The 18,078-nt window shown below is 71.8% G+C and carries 14 protein-coding genes; 11 read left to right on the top strand and 3 right to left on the bottom strand.

Annotated features, from left to right (window positions below; translation table 11 throughout):
- Entirely contained in the window at positions 1 to 1,707 is a 1,707-nt protein-coding gene (locus B2363_RS11230; protein ID WP_286930234.1) for a glycosyltransferase, read from the bottom strand.
- Positions 1,708 to 1,763: 56 nt separating this feature from the next.
- On the opposite strand from B2363_RS11230, the gene B2363_RS11225 reads away from it, so the two are divergent.
- From B2363_RS11225 to B2363_RS11210, 4 genes are all read left to right on the top strand, one after another.
- On the top strand, positions 1,764 to 3,995 hold the full coding sequence (locus tag B2363_RS11225; protein ID WP_286930233.1) for a CDP-glycerol glycerophosphotransferase family protein: 2,232 nt from the start codon (positions 1,764 to 1,766) through the stop codon (positions 3,993 to 3,995).
- A complete protein-coding gene (locus B2363_RS11220) occupies positions 3,992 to 5,779 on the top strand; it encodes a glycosyltransferase family 2 protein (protein ID WP_286930232.1) in 1,788 nt (595 codons plus the stop codon). The genes B2363_RS11225 and B2363_RS11220 overlap by 4 nt, the downstream gene beginning before the upstream one ends.
- 72 nt (positions 5,780 to 5,851) lie before the next feature.
- A complete protein-coding gene (locus B2363_RS11215; protein ID WP_286930231.1) occupies positions 5,852 to 7,108 on the top strand; it encodes an HNH endonuclease signature motif containing protein in 1,257 nt (418 codons plus the stop codon).
- 35 nt (positions 7,109 to 7,143) lie between these two features.
- Positions 7,144 to 9,309 (top strand): CDP-glycerol glycerophosphotransferase family protein, encoded by a 2,166-nt coding sequence (locus tag B2363_RS11210; protein WP_286930230.1) that lies wholly within the window; start codon positions 7,144 to 7,146, stop codon positions 9,307 to 9,309.
- On the opposite strand, the gene rfbA is transcribed toward B2363_RS11210, so the two are convergent.
- A complete protein-coding gene (gene rfbA / locus B2363_RS11205) occupies positions 9,282 to 10,145 on the bottom strand; it encodes a glucose-1-phosphate thymidylyltransferase RfbA (RefSeq protein ID WP_286930229.1) in 864 nt (287 codons plus the stop codon). The two genes, B2363_RS11210 and rfbA, sit on opposite strands and share 28 nt — an antisense overlap.
- 61 nt (positions 10,146 to 10,206) lie before the next feature.
- On the opposite strand from rfbA, the gene rfbB reads away from it, so the two are divergent.
- The 4 genes from rfbB to B2363_RS11185 are packed head-to-tail and all read left to right on the top strand — an operon-like array spanning position 10,207 to position 13,523.
- Positions 10,207 to 11,205: a dTDP-glucose 4,6-dehydratase gene (gene rfbB, locus B2363_RS11200; RefSeq protein WP_286930227.1), complete on the top strand. Its 999-nt coding sequence runs from the start codon at positions 10,207 to 10,209 to the stop codon at positions 11,203 to 11,205.
- Positions 11,206 to 11,213: 8 nt separating this feature from the next.
- Entirely contained in the window at positions 11,214 to 12,512 is a 1,299-nt protein-coding gene (locus B2363_RS11195; RefSeq protein ID WP_286930225.1) for a bifunctional dTDP-4-dehydrorhamnose 3,5-epimerase family protein/NAD(P)-dependent oxidoreductase, read from the top strand.
- 23 nt (positions 12,513 to 12,535) lie between these two features.
- Positions 12,536 to 12,898, top strand: coding sequence for a sterol carrier family protein (locus B2363_RS11190; protein WP_286930224.1), 363 nt, complete (start codon positions 12,536 to 12,538; stop codon positions 12,896 to 12,898).
- A 10-nt stretch (positions 12,899 to 12,908) separates the two neighbouring features.
- Positions 12,909 to 13,523: a peptidylprolyl isomerase gene (locus B2363_RS11185; protein ID WP_286930222.1), complete on the top strand. Its 615-nt coding sequence runs from the start codon at positions 12,909 to 12,911 to the stop codon at positions 13,521 to 13,523.
- 1 nt (position 13,524) lies between these two features.
- Here B2363_RS11185 and B2363_RS11180 read toward each other — a convergent pair whose 3' ends face one another.
- Positions 13,525 to 15,078: a long-chain-fatty-acid--CoA ligase gene (locus B2363_RS11180; protein ID WP_286930221.1), complete on the bottom strand. Its 1,554-nt coding sequence runs from the start codon at positions 15,076 to 15,078 to the stop codon at positions 13,525 to 13,527.
- Between the two features lie 157 nt (positions 15,079 to 15,235).
- Here B2363_RS11180 and purF point away from each other — a divergent pair, with 157 nt between their 5' ends.
- From purF to B2363_RS11165, 3 genes are all read left to right on the top strand, one after another.
- Positions 15,236 to 16,732, top strand: a complete 1,497-nt coding sequence (gene purF / locus B2363_RS11175; RefSeq protein ID WP_286930220.1) for an amidophosphoribosyltransferase — start codon at positions 15,236 to 15,238, stop codon at positions 16,730 to 16,732.
- Positions 16,729 to 17,772, top strand: coding sequence for a phosphoribosylformylglycinamidine cyclo-ligase (purM, locus tag B2363_RS11170; protein WP_286930218.1), 1,044 nt, complete (start codon positions 16,729 to 16,731; stop codon positions 17,770 to 17,772). The genes purF and purM overlap by 4 nt, the downstream gene beginning before the upstream one ends.
- Positions 17,773 to 17,897: 125 nt before the next feature.
- Positions 17,898 to 18,074, top strand: a complete 177-nt coding sequence (locus tag B2363_RS11165; protein ID WP_078699958.1) for a DUF3073 domain-containing protein — start codon at positions 17,898 to 17,900, stop codon at positions 18,072 to 18,074.
- The last annotated feature ends 4 nt before the right edge of the window (positions 18,075 to 18,078 follow it).

The raw sequence follows: 18,078 nt of genomic DNA, 5'->3' as shown, positions 1-18,078 counted from the left end.
CTAGCGGCCGCGCTGCCACCAGCGTCGCTGCGGCACGGCCTGCTGCCAGGAGGCGTTCCACCAGGTCAGCAGCAGCCGCTCGTGCGCGCCCTTGGGCGCGCGCCCGGCCCGGATCTCGAAGGTCGTGCCCTCGCGCTCGAGGGAGGTCGTGAGGTCCGTGGGGGCGTCGTCGCCCTGCTGCCACGCCTGCCAGCGCAGCTCGACCGCGTCGAGGTCTCCCTCGCCGCTCACCCGGACGACGGCCGAGCGCCCCGCGAAGTCCACGGCGACATCCCGCAGGTCCACGCGCTCCACCTTGCGCGCCTGTGCGTCGCGCGCGACCTGTGCCCAGTCGGCGAGGAACGACTCGTGGCCGTGCGCGATGGCCCCGGCTCGGGCGCGCGGGCGCATGGCCTCGAGCCGCACGCGGTCGGCGAGGAGGTCCAGCGCCGCGTGCGCGAGGCGGGCCGCGTCACCCGCGGGCACGAGCACGCCGTCCACGCCCGACTCGATCTGCTCGGCGGGGCCGTAGGGCACGTCGAACGCCAGCACGGGGCACTCGCGCATCCGCGCCTCGAGGATGAAGAGCCCGTAGCCCTCGAAGCGGCTCGTCAACCACGCGAGGTCGGCCTCCCAGAGCCGGTCGGCGGCGTCGGGCACGTGCCCGTGGAAGACCACCCGGTCGGCCACGTCGCGCTTCGCGGCGCGGGCCCGCAGCTTCTCCTCCTCGTCGCCATCCCCGTAGATCTCCAGCGTCGCGGTGGGGTGCCGGGGAGCCACGAGGGCGAACGCGTCGATGGCCCGGTCCAGCTGCTTCTGCGGGTGTAACCGGGCGATCACGACGATGCGCCCGGGCACGCGCGCCGGTGCGGGCGAGGGCGGCTCGACGGCCTCCACGGGGTTCGCGACCACGTGGAACTGCGGCAGGTCGCCGAAGCGGAGCCGCAGGTCGTGCCGCTGGCGCTCGGTGAGGGTGTTGAGCGCGTCGAACCGGTCCACGTGCTCCAGCGACGACGCGTAGGACGGCTCGAGGGGCGAGTCCCAGCGGCGGTCGCCGCGCAGGTGCGGGTTGTGCATCTGGTGCATGAGCACGAAGCGCGGGTCGTGCAGCAGGCCGAGCTCCTCGGCGACGAAGCGGCTGTCGCTCACGAGGAACACCGTGCCGTCGGCCGGCGCCAGCTGCCGGGTCCACCAGCGCCACAGGTCGCCGAGTCCGTCGCCGGCCAGCACGACGCGGCCGTCGCGGGCGAGCACGCGGGTGTCGCCGTCCATCACGTCCGGCGGCGTGAACGCGTAGGTCGTCCCGTCGGGTCGCAGGTACTCCCACGTGGTCTCGGTGCCCGCGGCGTCGAGGTGACGGCGTCGCCAGGTGTAGCCGTCCTCGACGTCGTCCTCGGTGCTCGCGCCGGGCACGATCGGAGAGGCCTCGACGGCGGGCAGTGCGCCGAGATCACGCTCGCGGAGGTCCTCGTGCAGGTTGAGCAGCCTGCTCTCGGGCAGCAGCAGGCCGTCGGCCAGCAGGCCCGTGCGGATCGGCTCGTACGACGGCACCGGGTTGTAGGTCAGGATCGGGAAGTCGAGCCCGGCCGCGACGAAGAGGCGGTGGCGCAGCAGCACCATGCGGGTCTGGCCGCCGGCGCCGAGGCGGACGTTGCCCACGACCGAGAACCAGGCTCCGTCGGGGAAGCTCGTGGCAGGCTCGCCCGGTGCAGCAGCGGAAGGCGACACGCGGCGAGCGTATAGCATCGAGGCCGTCCGGGATGTTCGGTGAAGGCGTAGGTGACATGGGCAGGCTGCGGTCGCTCTCGCGGCGGGTGCTGGACCTCGCGACAGGTCCGGCGAAGCCCCTCGACGTGTTCGTCAAGGAGTTCCCTCCGTTCGTCCGTCGACTCCCGAAGGACCTCGACGGCAGCGTCGAGGCCGACCTCCGCGCCGGGCTGCCGGATCTGTTGAAGGGCGTCGACCGCGCCGCCGTCGTTCGCCGTGTGCCCTCGTGGGCGAAGGTCGCGCTGCACCACCTCGAGCACGGCGACGCCGATGCGCTCCACGCCGCGCTCAACCAGGGCCTGCTCGACGTGCGGCAGCACGCCGGTGGCCTGCACGAGGGCGAGCCGGTGGCCCACCTCCCCGGCTGGGACGACCCGGCGATCCCCCGTGAGGCGTTCGTCCTCGCCGACTCCGAGACCCGCTTCGCCGGCGAGGTCGTCCGCTCCCGTGTCGTGGGCGATCGCTTCGAGGCCGTGTTCCGCGCCGGCTTCGCCCACGTCGACGCGCCGGGCGCCGTTCCCGAGCTGACCGTCGTGACTCCCGGCGTGCGGGTCGAGTGGACCGGCGAGACCTCGGGTCACCGCGGCGGTCCCGCCATGTGGCGCGAGACCTACGACCGCAGCACGTGGGCGCTCGACGTGCCCCTGTCGCGGCTCGGCCCGGAGCAGGCGCTCGAGCTGGAGGTGGAGGTCCGTCTCGCCGGCCGCACCGCCTCCGGCCGGATCGGACTGATCGCGCAACCCGAACCGGTCGGTCCGGTCGTCGACACGATCTCGCTCGAGCGCGGCACGATCGTGGTGAGCGGTCGCGGGCTCGATGCCGCGCCCACCCTCGAGTCCGCCGGCCTCACCCTCCCCGCCACCGAGTTCACCCGCCTGGGCTCGAGCTTCCGCGCCGTCTTCCCGGCCACCGCCGACCGGTGGGGGCGCGGTGCCCTGCCGTTGCCGCTGGGCGACTACGCCGTCGTGTCCGACGGGACGCCGCTGCCCCTCGCGGCCGAGCTCGTGGGCTGGCCCACCGACCTCGCCGACGGTCCGCTCGTCGGCCACACCACCGACCTCGGACTGCGCCTGATCAAGCCGCGGCAGCCCGACGAGAACACCATGTATGGCCAGCGGTACCTGCGCGAGGCGTACGAGGCGCTCGAGGTCGAGGTGGACCCGCGCGCCGCGATGTTCCAGTGCTACTGGGCCGAGGTCGCCACCGACAGCCAGGCCGCCATCCACCGCGAGCTCCACCGCCGCGACCCGCGGATGCGGCTCTACTGGGGCACCGTCGACCACTCCGTGCCGCTGCCCGAGGGCGCGAAGCGCGTCGTCGCCGGCACGCGCGAGTGGTACTCCACGCTGGCGTCCGCGAAGTACCTCGTGAAGAACACCGAGGTCGGCGCGTACACCCGCCTGCGGCTGGGGCAGGTGTACCTCCAGACGTTCCACGGCCAGCCGTTCAAGCGGATGGGCCGGCCCGACTTCGTGCGCCGGATGGCACCGTGGCGAGCGCAGTTCGAGGCCACCGACCGGCGCTCGGCGTACTGGCACGTGATCTGCCTTCCGTACCCGGAGGCGGCCGAGTTCTACCGCGAGGCCTACGACTGGGAGGGCCCGGCGTTCGACCACGGCCTGCCGCGCACCGACTCGCTGCTCGCCGAGGACGCCGCGGAGGTGCGTCGCGCGACGCGCCGCCTGCTGGGCATCCGCGATGACCAGGTGGCCGTCCTGCACGCCACCACGTGGCGCGAGGACCTCTCGCGCGGCGACAACACGTCGGCCGACCCGAACCTCCTCGACGTGAAGGCGCTCGCCGAGGAGCTCGGCGACGACGTGGTCGTGCTCCAGCGCAGCCACCACTCCGTGGCGCGGTCCGACCAGCGGCACGGCACCGGGGGAGGGGTCGTCGACGTCACCGACCACCCCGAGATCAACGACCTCGTGCTCGCGTCCGACCTCGCGATCCTGGACTACTCGTCGCTGCGGTTCGACTACGCGATCACCGGCAAGCCGATGGTGTTCTTCGTGCCCGACCTGGAGAAGTACGAGCAGGAGCTGCGCGGGTTCCTGTTCCCGTTCGAGGAGTCCGCACCCGGCCCCGTGGTGCGCGACTCGAGTGAGCTGCCGGCGCTGGTGCGCGACAGGTCGTGGGTGGCCGAGCACGCCGACGCCTACGCGGCCTTCAACGAGCGGTTCAACCGGTTCCACGACGGCCGAGCGGCCGAGCGGGTCGTCGACGGGCTGCTCGGGTGGGACGCGTGAGGTTGTTCCGGCGCGCGGCTCCCGAGCCGCTGCTGAGTGTCATCGTGCCCGTGTACAACGTCGAGGAGTACCTGGCGGAGTGCCTGGACTCGATCCTTGACTGGGCGGCCGCACCGCTCGAGGTGATCGTGGTCGACGACGGGTCTCCCGATGGCAGTGCCAAGATCGCTCGGAAGTACGCGCGGCGCGACCCTCGGGTCACGGTCGTGACGCGTCCGAACGGCGGACTGAGCGCGGCGCGGATGACGGGCGTCGAACACGCCACCGCGCCGTACCTGACATTCGTCGACTCTGACGACGTGGTGACGAGGGACGGAGGTTTCGACGCAGCATTGACATCGCTCGAAGGCTCCGGTTCCGACTACGCGCTCCTGCCTTACCGGCAGTTCCGCGACGCGGACGCCCTGAGCCCCACACCGCCTTGGGTAGCCGAGTTCTACACCGACGGGTCGCGGACCGTCGTGGCGCACGAGCAGCCGGAGATCCTGGCGCAAGCGACGGCCTGGTCGAAGGTCTATCGGCGAGCCTTCTGGGACCGGGCGGGGCTCGTGTTTCGGGAGGGTGTCCTCTACGAGGACCAGGAGGTCACGGCCCAGGCCTACGCGGCGGCCGAGCACGTCGACCTGGTGCCGGTGCCGACTTACCTGTGGCGCGTGCGCGCGGGTTCGATCACCCGCGAGGCGACGGAGCGCTCGATCGGCGCCTTCTTCGATGCGATCGCTCTGAGCCTCGACGCTCTCGACGCGGTCCCGGGCGCCCGTGCCGCGCGAGCGTCGCAGGTGCTGTCCAACGACGTGCCGCGCTATCTGCGCACGCTGGTGAAGGTCGCGGACGAGGGGTACCGAGATCGGTTGGTCCGAGGGGCCCTCGACCTGCTGGCGGAGCCGGACGTCGACCTGTCGCAGGTGCCAGCGGAGGCGCGCGTGGTCTACGCGCTGCTGAGGGCCGGACGAGCGGCGGACGTGCAGGCGTTCGTCGAGCGCGGCGGCTTCGACCTGCCGTCACTGAAATCGGACGAAGTCGGGGGAGACCCGGCACTCGTCTTCCCGTTCACGGGTGACCCTGACGTGCCCGACGCGGCGCGCGTCCTGTCCGAGCGTCAGACGCCCCTGGATGCCGCGATCCTGCGCGCACGACTCGACGAGAACGGTCTGCGCCTGACGGTCGCCGCGTGGCTGCGGCACCTCGACGGGGGAGCGCTGACGTGCCGCGCCTGGCTGCGCGACATCACCGGGTGGGAGCGCGAGTTCACCGTGGCGTCTGCCGGCGAGTTCATCGGGCATCGGGTCCGGACCACGCGTCGCAGCAACGAGGACAGCGTCTGGAACCTCGAGCTCGCGCTGCCCGACCTCGACGACGTCGACTCCTCGGAGCTGGTCGTGGAGGTGACCCATCACGGGCGCACCCGGCGCGAGGTGGTCACGCGGATTGACCCGCTGGGATCGGCGGCGATCCGCCAGGAGGCCGCCGGGCTCACCCTCACGGGTGAGGAGCCGTGGGCGCTCGACCGCGACAGCGTCGTGCTGTGGAAGGGCGACCTCGCGGATCCTGCCGACGTGGAGATCCCGACCGAGATCGGTGAGCACGAGGTGCCCGGCCGGCTGGTCGACCAGGCGCTGGCGCTCCAGCTGCCGTGGGAGTTCGAGCTGGAGGACCGGCAGGGCTACCTCGCGCTGGCCGGGCCGCGCCGGCTGAAGGTGGTCGTGCAGCCGAAGGTGCCGCGCGAGCAGCTCACGTTCTGGTGGCAGCGCGACCACGCGGTCCAGGAAGATTCCTCGCAGTGATGCTTGTTCTGTTGGGCCCAATGAAGTAGACTCAGAACATCAGTTCGAGCCGTCGGGGGACGCATGCATCGGGTGTTCAGTCAGATCGAGTCGGGGCCGCAGGCCCTCGACGCGGCGCTGGGCTGCGACCTGAGCGAGCTCACCGCCGAGGAGCTGGTCCGGCTGAATCGTCTGGCGCAGCATCTGGTCCGCAAGGCCACCGCGCTCGGTCTGGCCGCGATGGCGGAGGCCTCGCGCGCCCAGGCGCACCGCACGGCCGGCGAGCTGTCGATGACGGCGCTCGTCGCGAAGGAGGCGGGCGTCTCCCGGCGCGAGGCGGCGCAGCAGGTCCGGCTCGCCCAGCAGCTCGACGCCGCGCCCGTCCTGCGGGAGTCGCTCGGTCGCGCCGGCATGTCCACCGACAAGGCGCGCATCGTCAGCGACGCGCTGCAGGACCTGCCTCTCGACCTCACGGCCGACGAGCGTCGCGCGATCGAGTGCGACCTCACCGCGGCGGCGGCCGATCTCCCACTGGAACAGCTCCGCCGCAAGGCCCGCCGGGCGGTGGAGGTCGTCGACGTCGACCGCGCCGATGCCCTCGAGAACCGTCAGGTCGAGCGCGACGAGCGCAATCAGGCCACGCAGGTGTCGTTCTGGATGTCCCGCCCGGATGCCGAGACCGGCATGGTCAAGGGCGGCTTCGAGGTCGACGCGGTCACCGGAGACGTCCTGCGCTCGCTCATGGACTCGGCCACCGCGCCCCGCAAGCAGGACGGCGTCCCGGATCGTCCCCGCGCACAGGGTGAGGCGTTCGTCCAGCTCGTCCGGCACCTGCCCAAGGACGCCTTCGGGAACCATGGCGGAATCCCGGCGACCCTGGTCGTCACCGTCGACGAGTCCACGCTGCGTGGCGCCACCGACCGCGCCGGGGTCACCGAGCACGGCACCACCGTCTCGGCCGGGCAGCTGCGCCGGCTCGCCTGCGGCTCTGGGATCCTGCCGGCCGTCATGGGCGGCACGTCGGCCGCGCTCGACCTCGGTCGCGAGGAGCGCCTCCACTCGGTGCCCCAGCGACGAGCCCTCGCGCTCCGCGACCTCGGCTGCGCGTTCCCCGGCTGCGACCGGCCGCCCGGCTGGTGCGAGAGCCACCACATCGTTCCGTGGTCGCGGGGCGGACCCACCACGGTCGACGACGGAGTGCTGCTCTGCGCACGCCACCACCACGAGGTCCACGACCGCGGATGGCAGGTCCGGCTCCACGCGATCGACCACATCGTCGAGTTCCGGCGACGTCCCAGCGAGCCCTGGCGACGCAACCACCACTACCGCCCCCTGACGCTCACCGGGTGACGAGTGGGACCCGCACGGATCGGTAGGTTGAGCGGATGGACCTCGTGCGCAGGATCGTGCAGCGGCTGCGCGGCCACGGCGACGCGCCGTCGCCGCCCGCGCTGGCCAAGCGCGTGCGCACCGCGTTCCGCCTGGACGACCAGCAGTGGCGTGCCCTCGTGAACGAGGCGGCGGCAGGTGCCAGGGCGTGGACCCACGCCGACTGGCTCGACCTGCCCGTACGCGACCGGGTGGCGCTGTACGCCGCCTCCGAAGCCGACCGCGCCACGGTCGAGCGCCTGGCCGAGTCGCGCACCGTCCACGGCCCCTCGTTCCTCGTCGATCGCGGCACCCAGCAGATCGACCTCGGAGACCCGGTCGCGGTGCCCGACTGGCTCCTCGCGGCGCAGAGTCACGACCTCGTCGCGCGTCTGAGCGTCGAGGTCGCCGGATCCGAACCGGTGCATGTGGCCGGGACCTCGTTCGTCTCCGGGCTGGCCTTCGACCCCGAGGCCGACTCGGTCCGCGTCGAGGCCGCCACGAGCCGTGGCGCCCTCGAGACGGCCGTGACGATGCGACCCGATCCCGTCGCCGACGCCGAGTCGGGGGAGCGCTGGGCCGACCAGACCGGCGCGTCCTGGTGGGCCACGATCGATGCCGACCGCAGCGAGCCGATCACCCTGACGGTCACCATCGACTCGGCCGGGGTGACGCGCACCGCCGAGATCGTCGTGCCCGCGCTGACCGGGGCGGTGCCCGTGGTCGTCAGTGCCACCGGGTCGGGCGCGCTGCTCGACGCCGGCGACCACACGCTGCGGGTGGCCGCGACCTCCGAGGGCTGGGGCGCCGGGCCGTCACCGCTCTCGCTCGAGGCCCGGATCGACCGGTTCGGCGTCGCCGCCACGATCCCGGCGGGGCGCTTCGCCGTCACCGCCGACGATCCCCTCGACCTCGCCGACCCGTCGGTGCTCGAGCTGCCCCTGGCCGAGCGCGCGATCGACCTGGTCGACCTGCTCGTCACGCCGCGGGCCTGGTCGCCGGGAGAGGCCGCCGTGTCGCTCGTGGTCCGTAACCCGATCCCGGTGCACGACCGCGGCCGCCGCCGCCAGCGACTCCTGCTCGACGCGGTGCGTGAGCAGGCGGGTCCGCTGCGCGAGCGAGCCGTCGTGATGTGCTTCGGCGGCGCGGGCGCCGGCGACAGCGTCGCCCCCGTGGCGCGCGAGCTCGTCCGTCGGGGGATCCCGGTCGACTGGGTCGTCGCCGACCACTCCGTGACCGTTCCCGACGGCACCCGGCCCGTGCTGCTGCACTCGCGCGAGTGGCACGAGGCGTTCACGCACGCGCGGTACCTGGTCAACAACGCCGAGTTCCCGCACTACGTGCGCTTTCGTGACGGCCAGCGCTACCTGCAGACCTGGCACGGCACCCCGCTCAAGCGCATCGGCCGCGACATCGCCTCACCCCGGCTCTCGGCCGGCTACACCGCCGCGATGGCTCGCGAGGCCGCCGCCTGGGAGGCGCTGCTGGCGCAGAACGCGTTCGCGGCCGAGACGCTGCCGCGCGCGCTGGGCTTCGCGGGCCGGGTCCTTGTCGAGGGCTACCCGCGCAACGACGCGCTCGCCGGCGACGCGGGCCGGACGCTGAGGAACGCCACCCGTGCGGGACTCGGGCTCGGCGACGAGCGCGTGGTCCTCTACGCGCCCACGTGGCGCGACGCCGCTCGCACCGAGCAGGGCCGCCGGGCGTTCGTCTCCCACCTCGACGCAGCGGCCGTGCACGAGCAGACCGGCGCCACCGTCCTGCTGCGCAGCCACAGCAACGCCGCGGCGGGTCGCGGCCGGATCAACAGCCCCGGCGTCCTCGACGTCACGGCCCACCCCGACATCACCGCGCTCCTGGCGGTCGCCGACGTGCTCGTGACCGACTACTCCTCGGTGATGTTCGACTTCGCGGTCACCGAGCGCCCGCAGGTGCTCCTGGTGCCCGATGTCGACCAGTACCGCGACGACCGCGGCTTCTACTTCGACCTGCAGCAGGCGCCGCCCGGCCCCATCGTGACCTCCACCGAGGAGGTCGTCGAGGCGCTCGCCGCTGCCGGTGGGACGTCGGAGCAGGCGCGCGCGTTCCGCGAGCGGTTCGCCCCGCTGGACGACGGCGAAGTCACGGCCCGTGTGGTGGACGCGTGGCTCGGCCCTCAGGCGCCGAGCAGCCCCAGCAGGTAGCTGCCGTAGCCGCTCTTGACCAGCGGCCGGGCCAGCTCGGCCAGCTGGTCGTCGGTCAGCCAGCCCTGGCGCCAGGCGATCTCCTCGGGGCACGAGACCTTGAGGCCCTGCCGCTTCTCGATCGTGCGCACGAACGCTCCCGCGTCGGCCAGGTCGTCGAAGGTGCCGGTGTCGAGCCAGGCGGTGCCGCGCGGGAGGACCTCGACCTGGAGGGTGCCCTCCTCGAGGTAGGTGCGGTTCAGGTCGGTGATCTCCAGCTCGCCCCGGTGCGAGGGCTTCAGGTCGCGGGCCCGCTCGACCACCGAGTTGTCGTAGAAGTACAGGCCGGGGACCGCGAAGTTGCTCCGCGGGTGCTCCGGCTTCTCCTCCATCGAGATCGCCCGGCCGCTCTCGTCGAACTCGACGACGCCGTAGGCACGCGGGTTCGCCACCTGGTAGCCGAAGACCGCGGCGCCCACGGTGTGGTCGAAGCGGTGCAGGCTCGTGCCCAGCCCGGCCCCGTAGAAGATGTTGTCGCCCAGGACGAGCGCGGCGCCCTCGTCGCCCACGTGGTCGGCGCCGATGATGAACGCCTGCGCGAGCCCGTCGGGGGAGGGCTGCTGTGCGTAGGTCAGGTTCACGCCGAACCGCGACCCGTCGCCGAGCAGGCGCTCGAACGCCTCCGCGTCGTGCGGTGTCGTGATGATGAGGATGTCGCGGATCCCCGTCGCCATCAGCGTCGACAGCGGGTAGTAGATCATCGGCTTGTCGTAGACGGGGACGAGCTGCTTGCTGACGCCGAGGGTGATCGGGTGCAGTCGCGAGCCGGTTCCCCCGGCCAGGATGATGCCGCGCATGGTTCGTACCCTAGGTGATCGCCGCGAGGGACGGCATCCGTCGGCCGGTACGCTCGTGCGCATGCGTCGATTGCTGGTCACCGGCGGTGCCGGGTTCATCGGGTCCAACTTCGTCCGTCAGGTCATCGACCGGACGGACGATCACGTGACCGTCCTGGACAAGCTCACCTACGCGGGCAGCCGTGAGTCACTGGCGGGGCTGCCCAAGGACCGGGTGTCGCTTGTCGTGGGCGACGTCGCCGACTCCGAGCTGGTCGACTCGCTGGTGGGGCAGCACGACGCGGTCGTGCACTTCGCCGCCGAGTCGCACAACGACAACTCGCTGGTCGGACCGCGTCCGTTCCTGGACACCAACATCATCGGAACCTTCGCCCTGCTGGAGGCCGCCCGCAAGCACGACGTGCGGTACCACCACATCTCCACCGACGAGGTCTACGGCGACCTGGAGCTCGACGATCCCGAGCGGTTCACCGAGTCGACGCCCTACAACCCGTCGAGCCCCTACTCCTCGACGAAGGCCGGCTCCGACCTGCTCGTGCGGGCCTGGGTGCGCTCCTTCGGCGTCCGCGCGACGATCTCCAACTGCTCGAACAACTACGGGCCGTGGCAGCACATCGAGAAGTTCATCCCGCGCCAGATCACCGGGCTGATCGACGGCGTCCGTCCGCGCCTGTACGGCGAGGGGCTGAACGTGCGCGACTGGATCCACGTCGACGACCACAACTCGGCCGTGCTCACGATCCTGGAGTCGGGCGCGATGGGCGAGACCTACCTCATCGGCGCCGACGGCGAGAAGTCCAACCGTGAGGTCGTCGAGGCGCTGCTGCAGCTCTTCGGCCGCGAGCCCGACGACTTCGACCACGTGGCCGACCGCGCGGGACACGACCTGCGCTACGCGATCGACTCCACCAAGCTGCGCACCGAGCTGGGCTGGACGCCGCAGTTCTCGGACTTCGCGTCGGGCCTCGAGGACACGGTGCGCTGGTACCGCGAGAACGAGCAGTGGTGGCGCCCGGCGAAGGCTGCCACCGAGGCCAAGTACGCAGCGACGGGTCAGTGAGGGAGCCGATGAAGATCGAGACCACTCCCGTCCCGGGCCTGCTCGTCGTCCATTTGGACGTCCACGGTGACAACCGCGGCTGGTTCAAGGAGAACTGGCAGCGCGAGAAGATGGTCGCCGCCGGGCTGCCCGACTTCGGGCCCGTCCAGCAGAACATCTCGTTCAACGGCGTCGCCGGCACGATCCGCGGCATCCACGCCGAGCCGTGGGACAAGTACGTCTCGGTCGCGTCGGGCCGGGCCTTCGGCGCCTGGGTCGACCTGCGCGAGGGCGAGTCGTTCGGCTCGACGTTCTGGGTCGAGCTGAACCCGCAGACCGCGGTCTTCGTGCCGCGCGGGGTCGCGAACTCCTTTCAGGTCCTCGAGGACGGCACCGCCTACAGCTACCTCGTCAACGACCACTGGCGCGCCGACGCGGTCTACGCCAACGTCAACCTGCTCGACCCGGAGGTGGCCGTCCCGTGGCCGCTGCCCGTGGCCGAGATGTCCGAGAAGGACCGCAACCACCCGCTCCTGGCCGAGGTCACGCCGCTCGCGCCGCGCCGCACCGTGGTCATCGGCGCCGGCGGCCAGCTGGGCAAGGCGTTGCAGCAGCTCCTCCCCGACGCCGAGTACCACGACTTCCCCGAGGTCGACCTCTCCAAGCCGCAGACTCTCGACTCGATCGACTGGAACGGCGTCGGGACGCTCATCAACGCCGCGGCCTACACGAACGTCGACGGCGCCGAGACCCCCGAGGGCCGCACGCTGTGCTGGGCGATCAACGTCACCGGCGTCGCCGCCATGGCCCGGATCGCGATCGCCCACGGCCTGACCTTCGTCAACGTCTCGAGCGACTACGTGTTCGACGGCACGAAGGAGGAGCACGAGGTCGACGAGCCGGTCTCGCCGCTGGGCGTCTACGGCCAGACGAAGGCGGCCACCGAGGCCGTGACGTCGGTCGTGCCGAAGGGCTACCTGGTCCGCACCAGCTGGGTCGTGGGGGAGGGCGCGAACTTCGTCGACACGATGCGCCGCCTCGCCCGCGACGGCGTCTCGCCGTCGGTCGTCGACGACCAGTTCGGCCGGCTCACGCCGGCGTCGGTGCTGGCCGAGGGGATCCTCGACCTGCTCCGCTCCGAGGCGCCGTACGGCATCCACCACGTCACCGGCCGCGGTCCCGTCGAGTCGTGGGCCGACATCGCCCGCCGCGTCTTCGCCGAGGAGGGCCGCGACCCCGCCGACGTCACCGGCGTCTCCACCGAGGAGTACATGGCCGGCCGACTCTCCGCTCCGCGGCCCCGCCACTCGGCGTTGCGGCTGAGCTGAGGCCGCTCGGTTAGGGTGGCCGCGTGGCGCGCTCCCTCACCCCGCTCGACCCCGCCGAGTTCACCGCGATCTGTGCGCGGATCGACACGGGCACGGCCGACCGGGCCGACCTGAAGGCCGCCACGAAGCACCTGCTGGCGCTGCTGCAGCGTCGGGCGCCGGGGCACAGCGTCGAGGTCCGCATCCCGCCCTTCGCCGCGATCCAGTGCATCGAGGGGGCCAGCCACACGCGGGGCACGCCGCCGGCCGTGGTCGAGACCGACCCCGAGACCTGGATCGCGCTCGCGCGTGGCCGACTCGCCTGGGCCGATGCGCGGGTCCGCGCGAGCGGCGAGCGCTCCGACCTCACGCCACTGCTGCCGCTGGTGGAGGACGACGCTCGCTAGGGTCTTCCCCATGCGCGTGCGACTCCTGCTCCTGTCGGCCCTCGTCCTCCCGATCCTCGCTGCCTGCGGCGGAGGGGACGACGACTCCGCCTCCTCGTCGGGCGAGTGCACGTACGCGCAGGAGGGCGCGGCCGCCAAGGACGCCGAGCTGCCGCCGTCGGACCTGCTCGCGCCCGAGACGCTCACGATGAAGACGAACCGGGGCGACTTCGCGCTCACCCTCGACGCCGAGGCCGCACCCTGCACCGTGAACTCGTTCGCGTCGCTGGCCGAGCAGGGCTACTTCGACGGCACGAAGTGCCACCGCCTCGTCCCCGGCTTCGTGCTGCAGTGCGGCGACCCGTCGGCCACCGGCAGCGGCGGGCCGGGCTACAGCTTCGAGGACGAGCTCAGCGGCGACGAGACGTACCCGGCCGGCACGCTCGCGATGGCCAACAGCGGCCCGGACACCAACGGCTCGCAGTTCTTCATCGTGCTCGACGACGCCGAGCTCCCGGCGGCCTACACCGTGTTCGGCACGGTCGACGAGGCCGGGCTCGAGGCCGCCCGGGCGATCGCCGAGGAGGGCAACGGCCCGGACGGAGTCGCCCCCAAGACCGACGTCGTGATCGAGTCGGTCTCCTGACTCAGACCTGGCGCGCCGCGTCGGTCCAGTAGGGCTTGCGCAGGTCGCGCTTGAGGATCTTGCCCGAGGGGTTGCGCGGCAGCAGCTCGACGATGTCGATGCTCCGCGGCACCTTGTAGTGGGCGAGGTTCTCGCGCGCCCACGCGATGATCTCGGCCTCGGTCGCCTCGGCCCCGGGACGCAGCGCCACGACGGCCTTCACGGACTCGCCCCACGTCGCGTCCGGCACGCCGATGATCGCGACCTCGAGCAGGTCGGGGTGCTCGGACAGGACCCGCTCGACCTCGGGGGAGTACACGTTCTCGCCGCCGGTGATGATCATGTCCTTGATGCGGTCCTCGACGTACACGTAGCCGTCGGCGTCGATCCGGCCGATGTCGCCGGTGCGCACCCAGCCGTCCTCGGCGTACAGCTCGGCGGTCGCCTCGGGACGTCCGTGGTAGCCGGCGGTCGCCTGCTCCGTGCGGAACCACAGCTCGCCGGCCTCGCCGGTCGCCACGTCCTGCAGGGTGGCGGGGTCGACCACGCGGGCCTCGACGCCCGGGATCGGCTTGCCGGCCGAGAGCAGCCGCTCGGGGTGCTCCAGGTCGCGGTGCTCGTCGTCGTGCAGCATCGTGACGACGCCGCAGAACTCGGTGAGGCCGTAGACCTGGTAGAACGCCGTGTCGGGCCAGTGCTCCTGCGCGCCGCGCAGGATCGTCAGCGGCATCGGCGCGGCGCCGTAGGAGAACCCGCGCAGCCCGCTGAACAGCTTCATCGCGTCGGGCCCGGCCTGCAGCAGCATCGCCACCACCGCCGGCACGAGGAAGGCGTGCGTGACGCCCGACATCATCGCGCCGGCCAGCGCGCCGGGCTCGACGTCGCGGATGATGTGGCCCGGCACCCGGTTCTTGAGGCCGAACATCGCGTAGGACGTGCCGCCGACGTGGAACATCGGCATCGCGACGAGCATCTTGGCGTCCTCGCCGTAGGCGATGCCGGTGTCCGCGTTCTCGGTGTGCGCCACCAGGTTGCGCTGGGTGAGCATCACGCCCTTGGGGCGGCCCGTGGTGCCCGAGCTGTACATGAGGACGACGGTGTCGTCGACGGACGAGTCGTCCGCCTGCTCGAGGGGCTCGCCGGCGGCCTGCCACGCCTCGAACTCGTCGGCGTCGCCGCCCATGACGACGATCTTCTCCACGGTGGTGAGCCGGTCACGGATGACGTCGACCTGGTCCAGCAGCTCGTGACCGACGAAGAGCACCTTCGCGCCGGCGTCGTTGATCGTGTAGTCCAGCTCGTCGCCGGCCAGGCGCCAGTTCACGATGGCCGTGGAGGCGCCGATCAGGCTGGCGCCGAGCACGAGCTGCAGGATCGCCGGGTTGTTCTTGTCCACGACGGCGACGTGGTCGCCGCGACCGATGCCCTCCGCCGAGAGAGCGCCGGCGGTCCGCCGGATCGAGTCCCAGACCTGCGCCCAGGTCCACTCGCGGCCCTCGTAGATCCAGCCCGTCTGGTCGGGCGCGGCCTGCGCGGCGGCTCGGGCGTGATCGGCGATGAACGTCGCATCGGACATGGGGTCTCCCTCTGAGGCCTTGGCTGTGATGTGCCTCACACCGTAATGCTCCGAGTGCCTCGACGGAAGACTTCCAGTCAACCTTGACTGTTAGTGCGCGCGTCCGCTCCGGGCGGTACTGGTCGGGGAAGGCGGGAACGGCCGGTAGACTGCCGGTGTGCCCCGCGGAGATGGTCTCCTGACCCACGAGCTCGATCCCAGTGACGCCGGACCCCAGGACGCCTGTGGCGTGTTCGGTGTCTGGGCCCCTGGCGAGGAAGTCGCCAAGCTCACCTACTTCGGCCTCTACGCCCTGCAGCACCGAGGGCAGGAGTCGGCCGGCATCGCCGTGAGCAACGGCCGCCAGATCCTCGTCTACAAGGACATGGGCCTGGTGTCCCAGGTCTTCGACGAGGCCACCCTCGAGTCGCTCCAGGGCCAGATCGCCATCGGTCACGCGCGCTACTCCACGACCGGTGCGAGCGTGTGGCAGAACGCCCAGCCCACGTTCCGGCCCACGGCCCAGGGCTCGGTCGCGCTGGGGCACAACGGCAACCTGACCAACACGCACGAGCTCGTGCAGCTGCTCCGCGAGCGGACGGAGGGCGACGCCAAGTCGGTGTCGGCCGAGACCGCCACCACCGACACCTCGGTGATGGCCTCGCTGCTGGCGTCCTACCGCGACCGCTCGGTCGAGGACGCGGCGCTGGAGGTCCTGCCCCAGCTGCGCGGCGCGTTCTCCCTCGTGTTCATGGACGAGACCACTCTCTACGGCGCGCGCGACCCCCAGGGCATCCGCCCGCTCGTGCTCGGCCGCCTCGAGCGCGGCTGGGTCATCGCGAGCGAGACCGCCGCGCTCGACATCGTCGGCGCCTCCTACATCCGCGAGATCGAGCCGGGCGAGTTCGTCGCGATCGACGAGAACGGCCTGCGCAGCAGCCGGTTCGCCGACGCCGCGCCGAAGGGCTGCATCTTCGAGTACGTCTACCTCGCGCGCCCCGACACCACGATCAACGACCAGCGTGTCTTCAGCGTGCGCGAGCGCATCGGTCGCCGCCTGGCCAACACCGCGCCCGTCGAGGCCGACCTCGTCATCCCGGTGCCCGAGTCCGGCACGCCCGCCGCGATCGGCTACGCCGAGGAGAGCGGGATCCCGTTCGGTCACGGCCTGGTGAAGAACTCCTACGTGGGCCGCACGTTCATCCAGCCCTCGCAGACGATCCGCCAGCTCGGCATCCGGCTCAAGCTGAATCCGCTGCGCGACGTCATCGCGGGCAAGCGCCTCGTGGTGGTCGACGACTCGATCGTGCGCGGCAACACCCAGCGTGCCCTCGTGCGGATGCTCCGCGAGTTCGGCGCCGCCGAGGTCCACGTCCGGATCTCCAGCCCGCCGGTGAAGTGGCCGTGCTTCTACGGCATCGACTTCGCCTCGCGGGCCGAGCTGGTCGCCAACGGCCTCACGGTCGACGAGATCTGTCGCTCGATCGGCGCCGACAGTCTGTCGTACGTCTCGCTCGACGACCTCATCGCCGCCACGAACGTCCCGGCCGACAACCTCTGCCGGGCCTGCTTCGACGGGGTCTACCCGATCGAGCTGCCCGACGACGACCTCATCGGCAAGCACCTGCTGGAGCTGCCGTCCAACGGGACCGAGCCCTTGAAGGTGATCCAGTGACCTCGTACGCCTCCGCCGGAGTCTCCATCGAGGAGGGCGACCGCGCGGTCGAGCTCATGAAGCAGTGGGTCGCCAAGGCCACCCGTCCCGAGGTCGTGGGCGGCATCGGCGGCTTCGCCGGCCTGTTCGACGCCTCGGCCCTGAAGAGCTACACGCGCCCGCTGCTGGCCACGAGCGCCGACGGCGTCGGCACGAAGGTCGCCATCGCGCAGGCGATGGACCGCCACGACACGATCGGGTTCGACCTGGTCGGCATGCTCGTGGACGACCTCGTCGTGTGCGGGGCCGAGCCGCTGTTCCTCACCGACTACATCGCCACCGGCAAGGTCGTGCCCGAGCGGATCGCCGACATCGTCAAGGGCATCGCCGCGGCATGCGCCGAGACCGGCACCGCGCTGCTGGGCGGCGAGACGGCCGAGCACCCCGGCCTCCTGGCCCCCGACGAGTACGACGTCGCCGGATCCACCACGGGCGTCGTCGAGGCCGACCGTCTCCTCGGTGCCGAGCTCGTGCGCGAGGGCGACGTGGTGGTGGCGATGGCCTCCTCGGGCCTGCACTCCAACGGGTACTCGCTCGTGCGCCACGTCTTCTTCGACATCGCCGGCTGGAAGCTCGACCGCGACGTGCCGGAGTTCGGCCGCACGCTGGGCGAGGAGCTGCTGACCCCCACCCGCCTCTACACGAAGCCGTGCCTCGCCCTGGCCGACGCCGTCGAGGTGCACGCCATGTCGCACATCACCGGCGGCGGGCTCGCGGCGAACCTCGAGCGGGTCCTGCCCGACTCGGTCTCGGTCCGGCTCGACCGGTCCTCGTGGACCCCGGCCCCCGTCTTCGGCCTCGTGGGCGAGCTCGGCAAGGTCGCGCAGGCCGACCTCGACCTGGCCCTGAACATGGGCGTCGGCATGGTCGCGATCGTCCCGGCCGACGCGGCCGACGCGGCGGTCGCCCTCCTCGGCCAGCACGGCGTCGACGCGTGGATCGCGGGCGAGGTCGCGGCGGCCGGAACCCACGGCGCGGGCGGTTCGGTCACCCTCGGCTGAGAATATTCGTTGCAACGACGGTCAGGCGGCTCGCCTGACCGGGGGTCGTTCATGCGTTCCGAGGTCCTTTGGGTACTCTTGGGAGCACGACATACTGAACCACTGAGTGCGAGGGGGTCGAGCCCATGGGCCGCGGCCGTGCCAAAGCGAAGCAGACCAAGGTCGCTCGCGATCTCAAGTACCGGACATTGGACACGGACTTCAATGATCTGGAGCGAGAGCTTCATGGAGAGTCGGGCGACCCGATTCCCGACCAGTACGTTGATCTCGCCAAGAAACTGGGAGACCCTGCCGCCAGTTGAGCGG

The organism is Aeromicrobium sp. UBA7512 (assembly GCF_002476985.1).
Lineage (GTDB): Bacteria > Actinomycetota > Actinomycetes > Propionibacteriales > Nocardioidaceae > Aeromicrobium > Aeromicrobium phoceense.
Note: the sequence above shows the minus strand (reverse complement) of the source record. Positions and strands in the feature narration are given on the sequence as shown.

What these genes read in the sequence shown, in the direction of transcription:
- B2363_RS11195 (WP_286930225.1), top strand. Translation starts at nt 11,214, where the DNA reads ATGAAGATCGAGACCACTCCCGTCCCGGGCCTGCTCGTCGTCCATTTG.
- B2363_RS11210 (WP_286930230.1), top strand. Translation starts at nt 7,144, where the DNA reads ATGGACCTCGTGCGCAGGATCGTGCAGCGGCTGCGCGGCCACGGCGAC.
- B2363_RS11165 (WP_078699958.1), top strand. Translation starts at nt 17,898, where the DNA reads ATGGGCCGCGGCCGTGCCAAAGCGAAGCAGACCAAGGTCGCTCGCGAT.
- B2363_RS11180 (WP_286930221.1), bottom strand. Translation starts at nt 15,078, where the DNA reads ATGTCCGATGCGACGTTCATCGCCGATCACGCCCGAGCCGCCGCGCAG.
- B2363_RS11185 (WP_286930222.1), top strand. Translation starts at nt 12,909, where the DNA reads ATGCGCGTGCGACTCCTGCTCCTGTCGGCCCTCGTCCTCCCGATCCTC.
- rfbB (WP_286930227.1), top strand. Translation starts at nt 10,207, where the DNA reads ATGCGTCGATTGCTGGTCACCGGCGGTGCCGGGTTCATCGGGTCCAAC.
- B2363_RS11225 (WP_286930233.1), top strand. Translation starts at nt 1,764, where the DNA reads ATGGGCAGGCTGCGGTCGCTCTCGCGGCGGGTGCTGGACCTCGCGACA.
- rfbA (WP_286930229.1), bottom strand. Translation starts at nt 10,145, where the DNA reads ATGCGCGGCATCATCCTGGCCGGGGGAACCGGCTCGCGACTGCACCCG.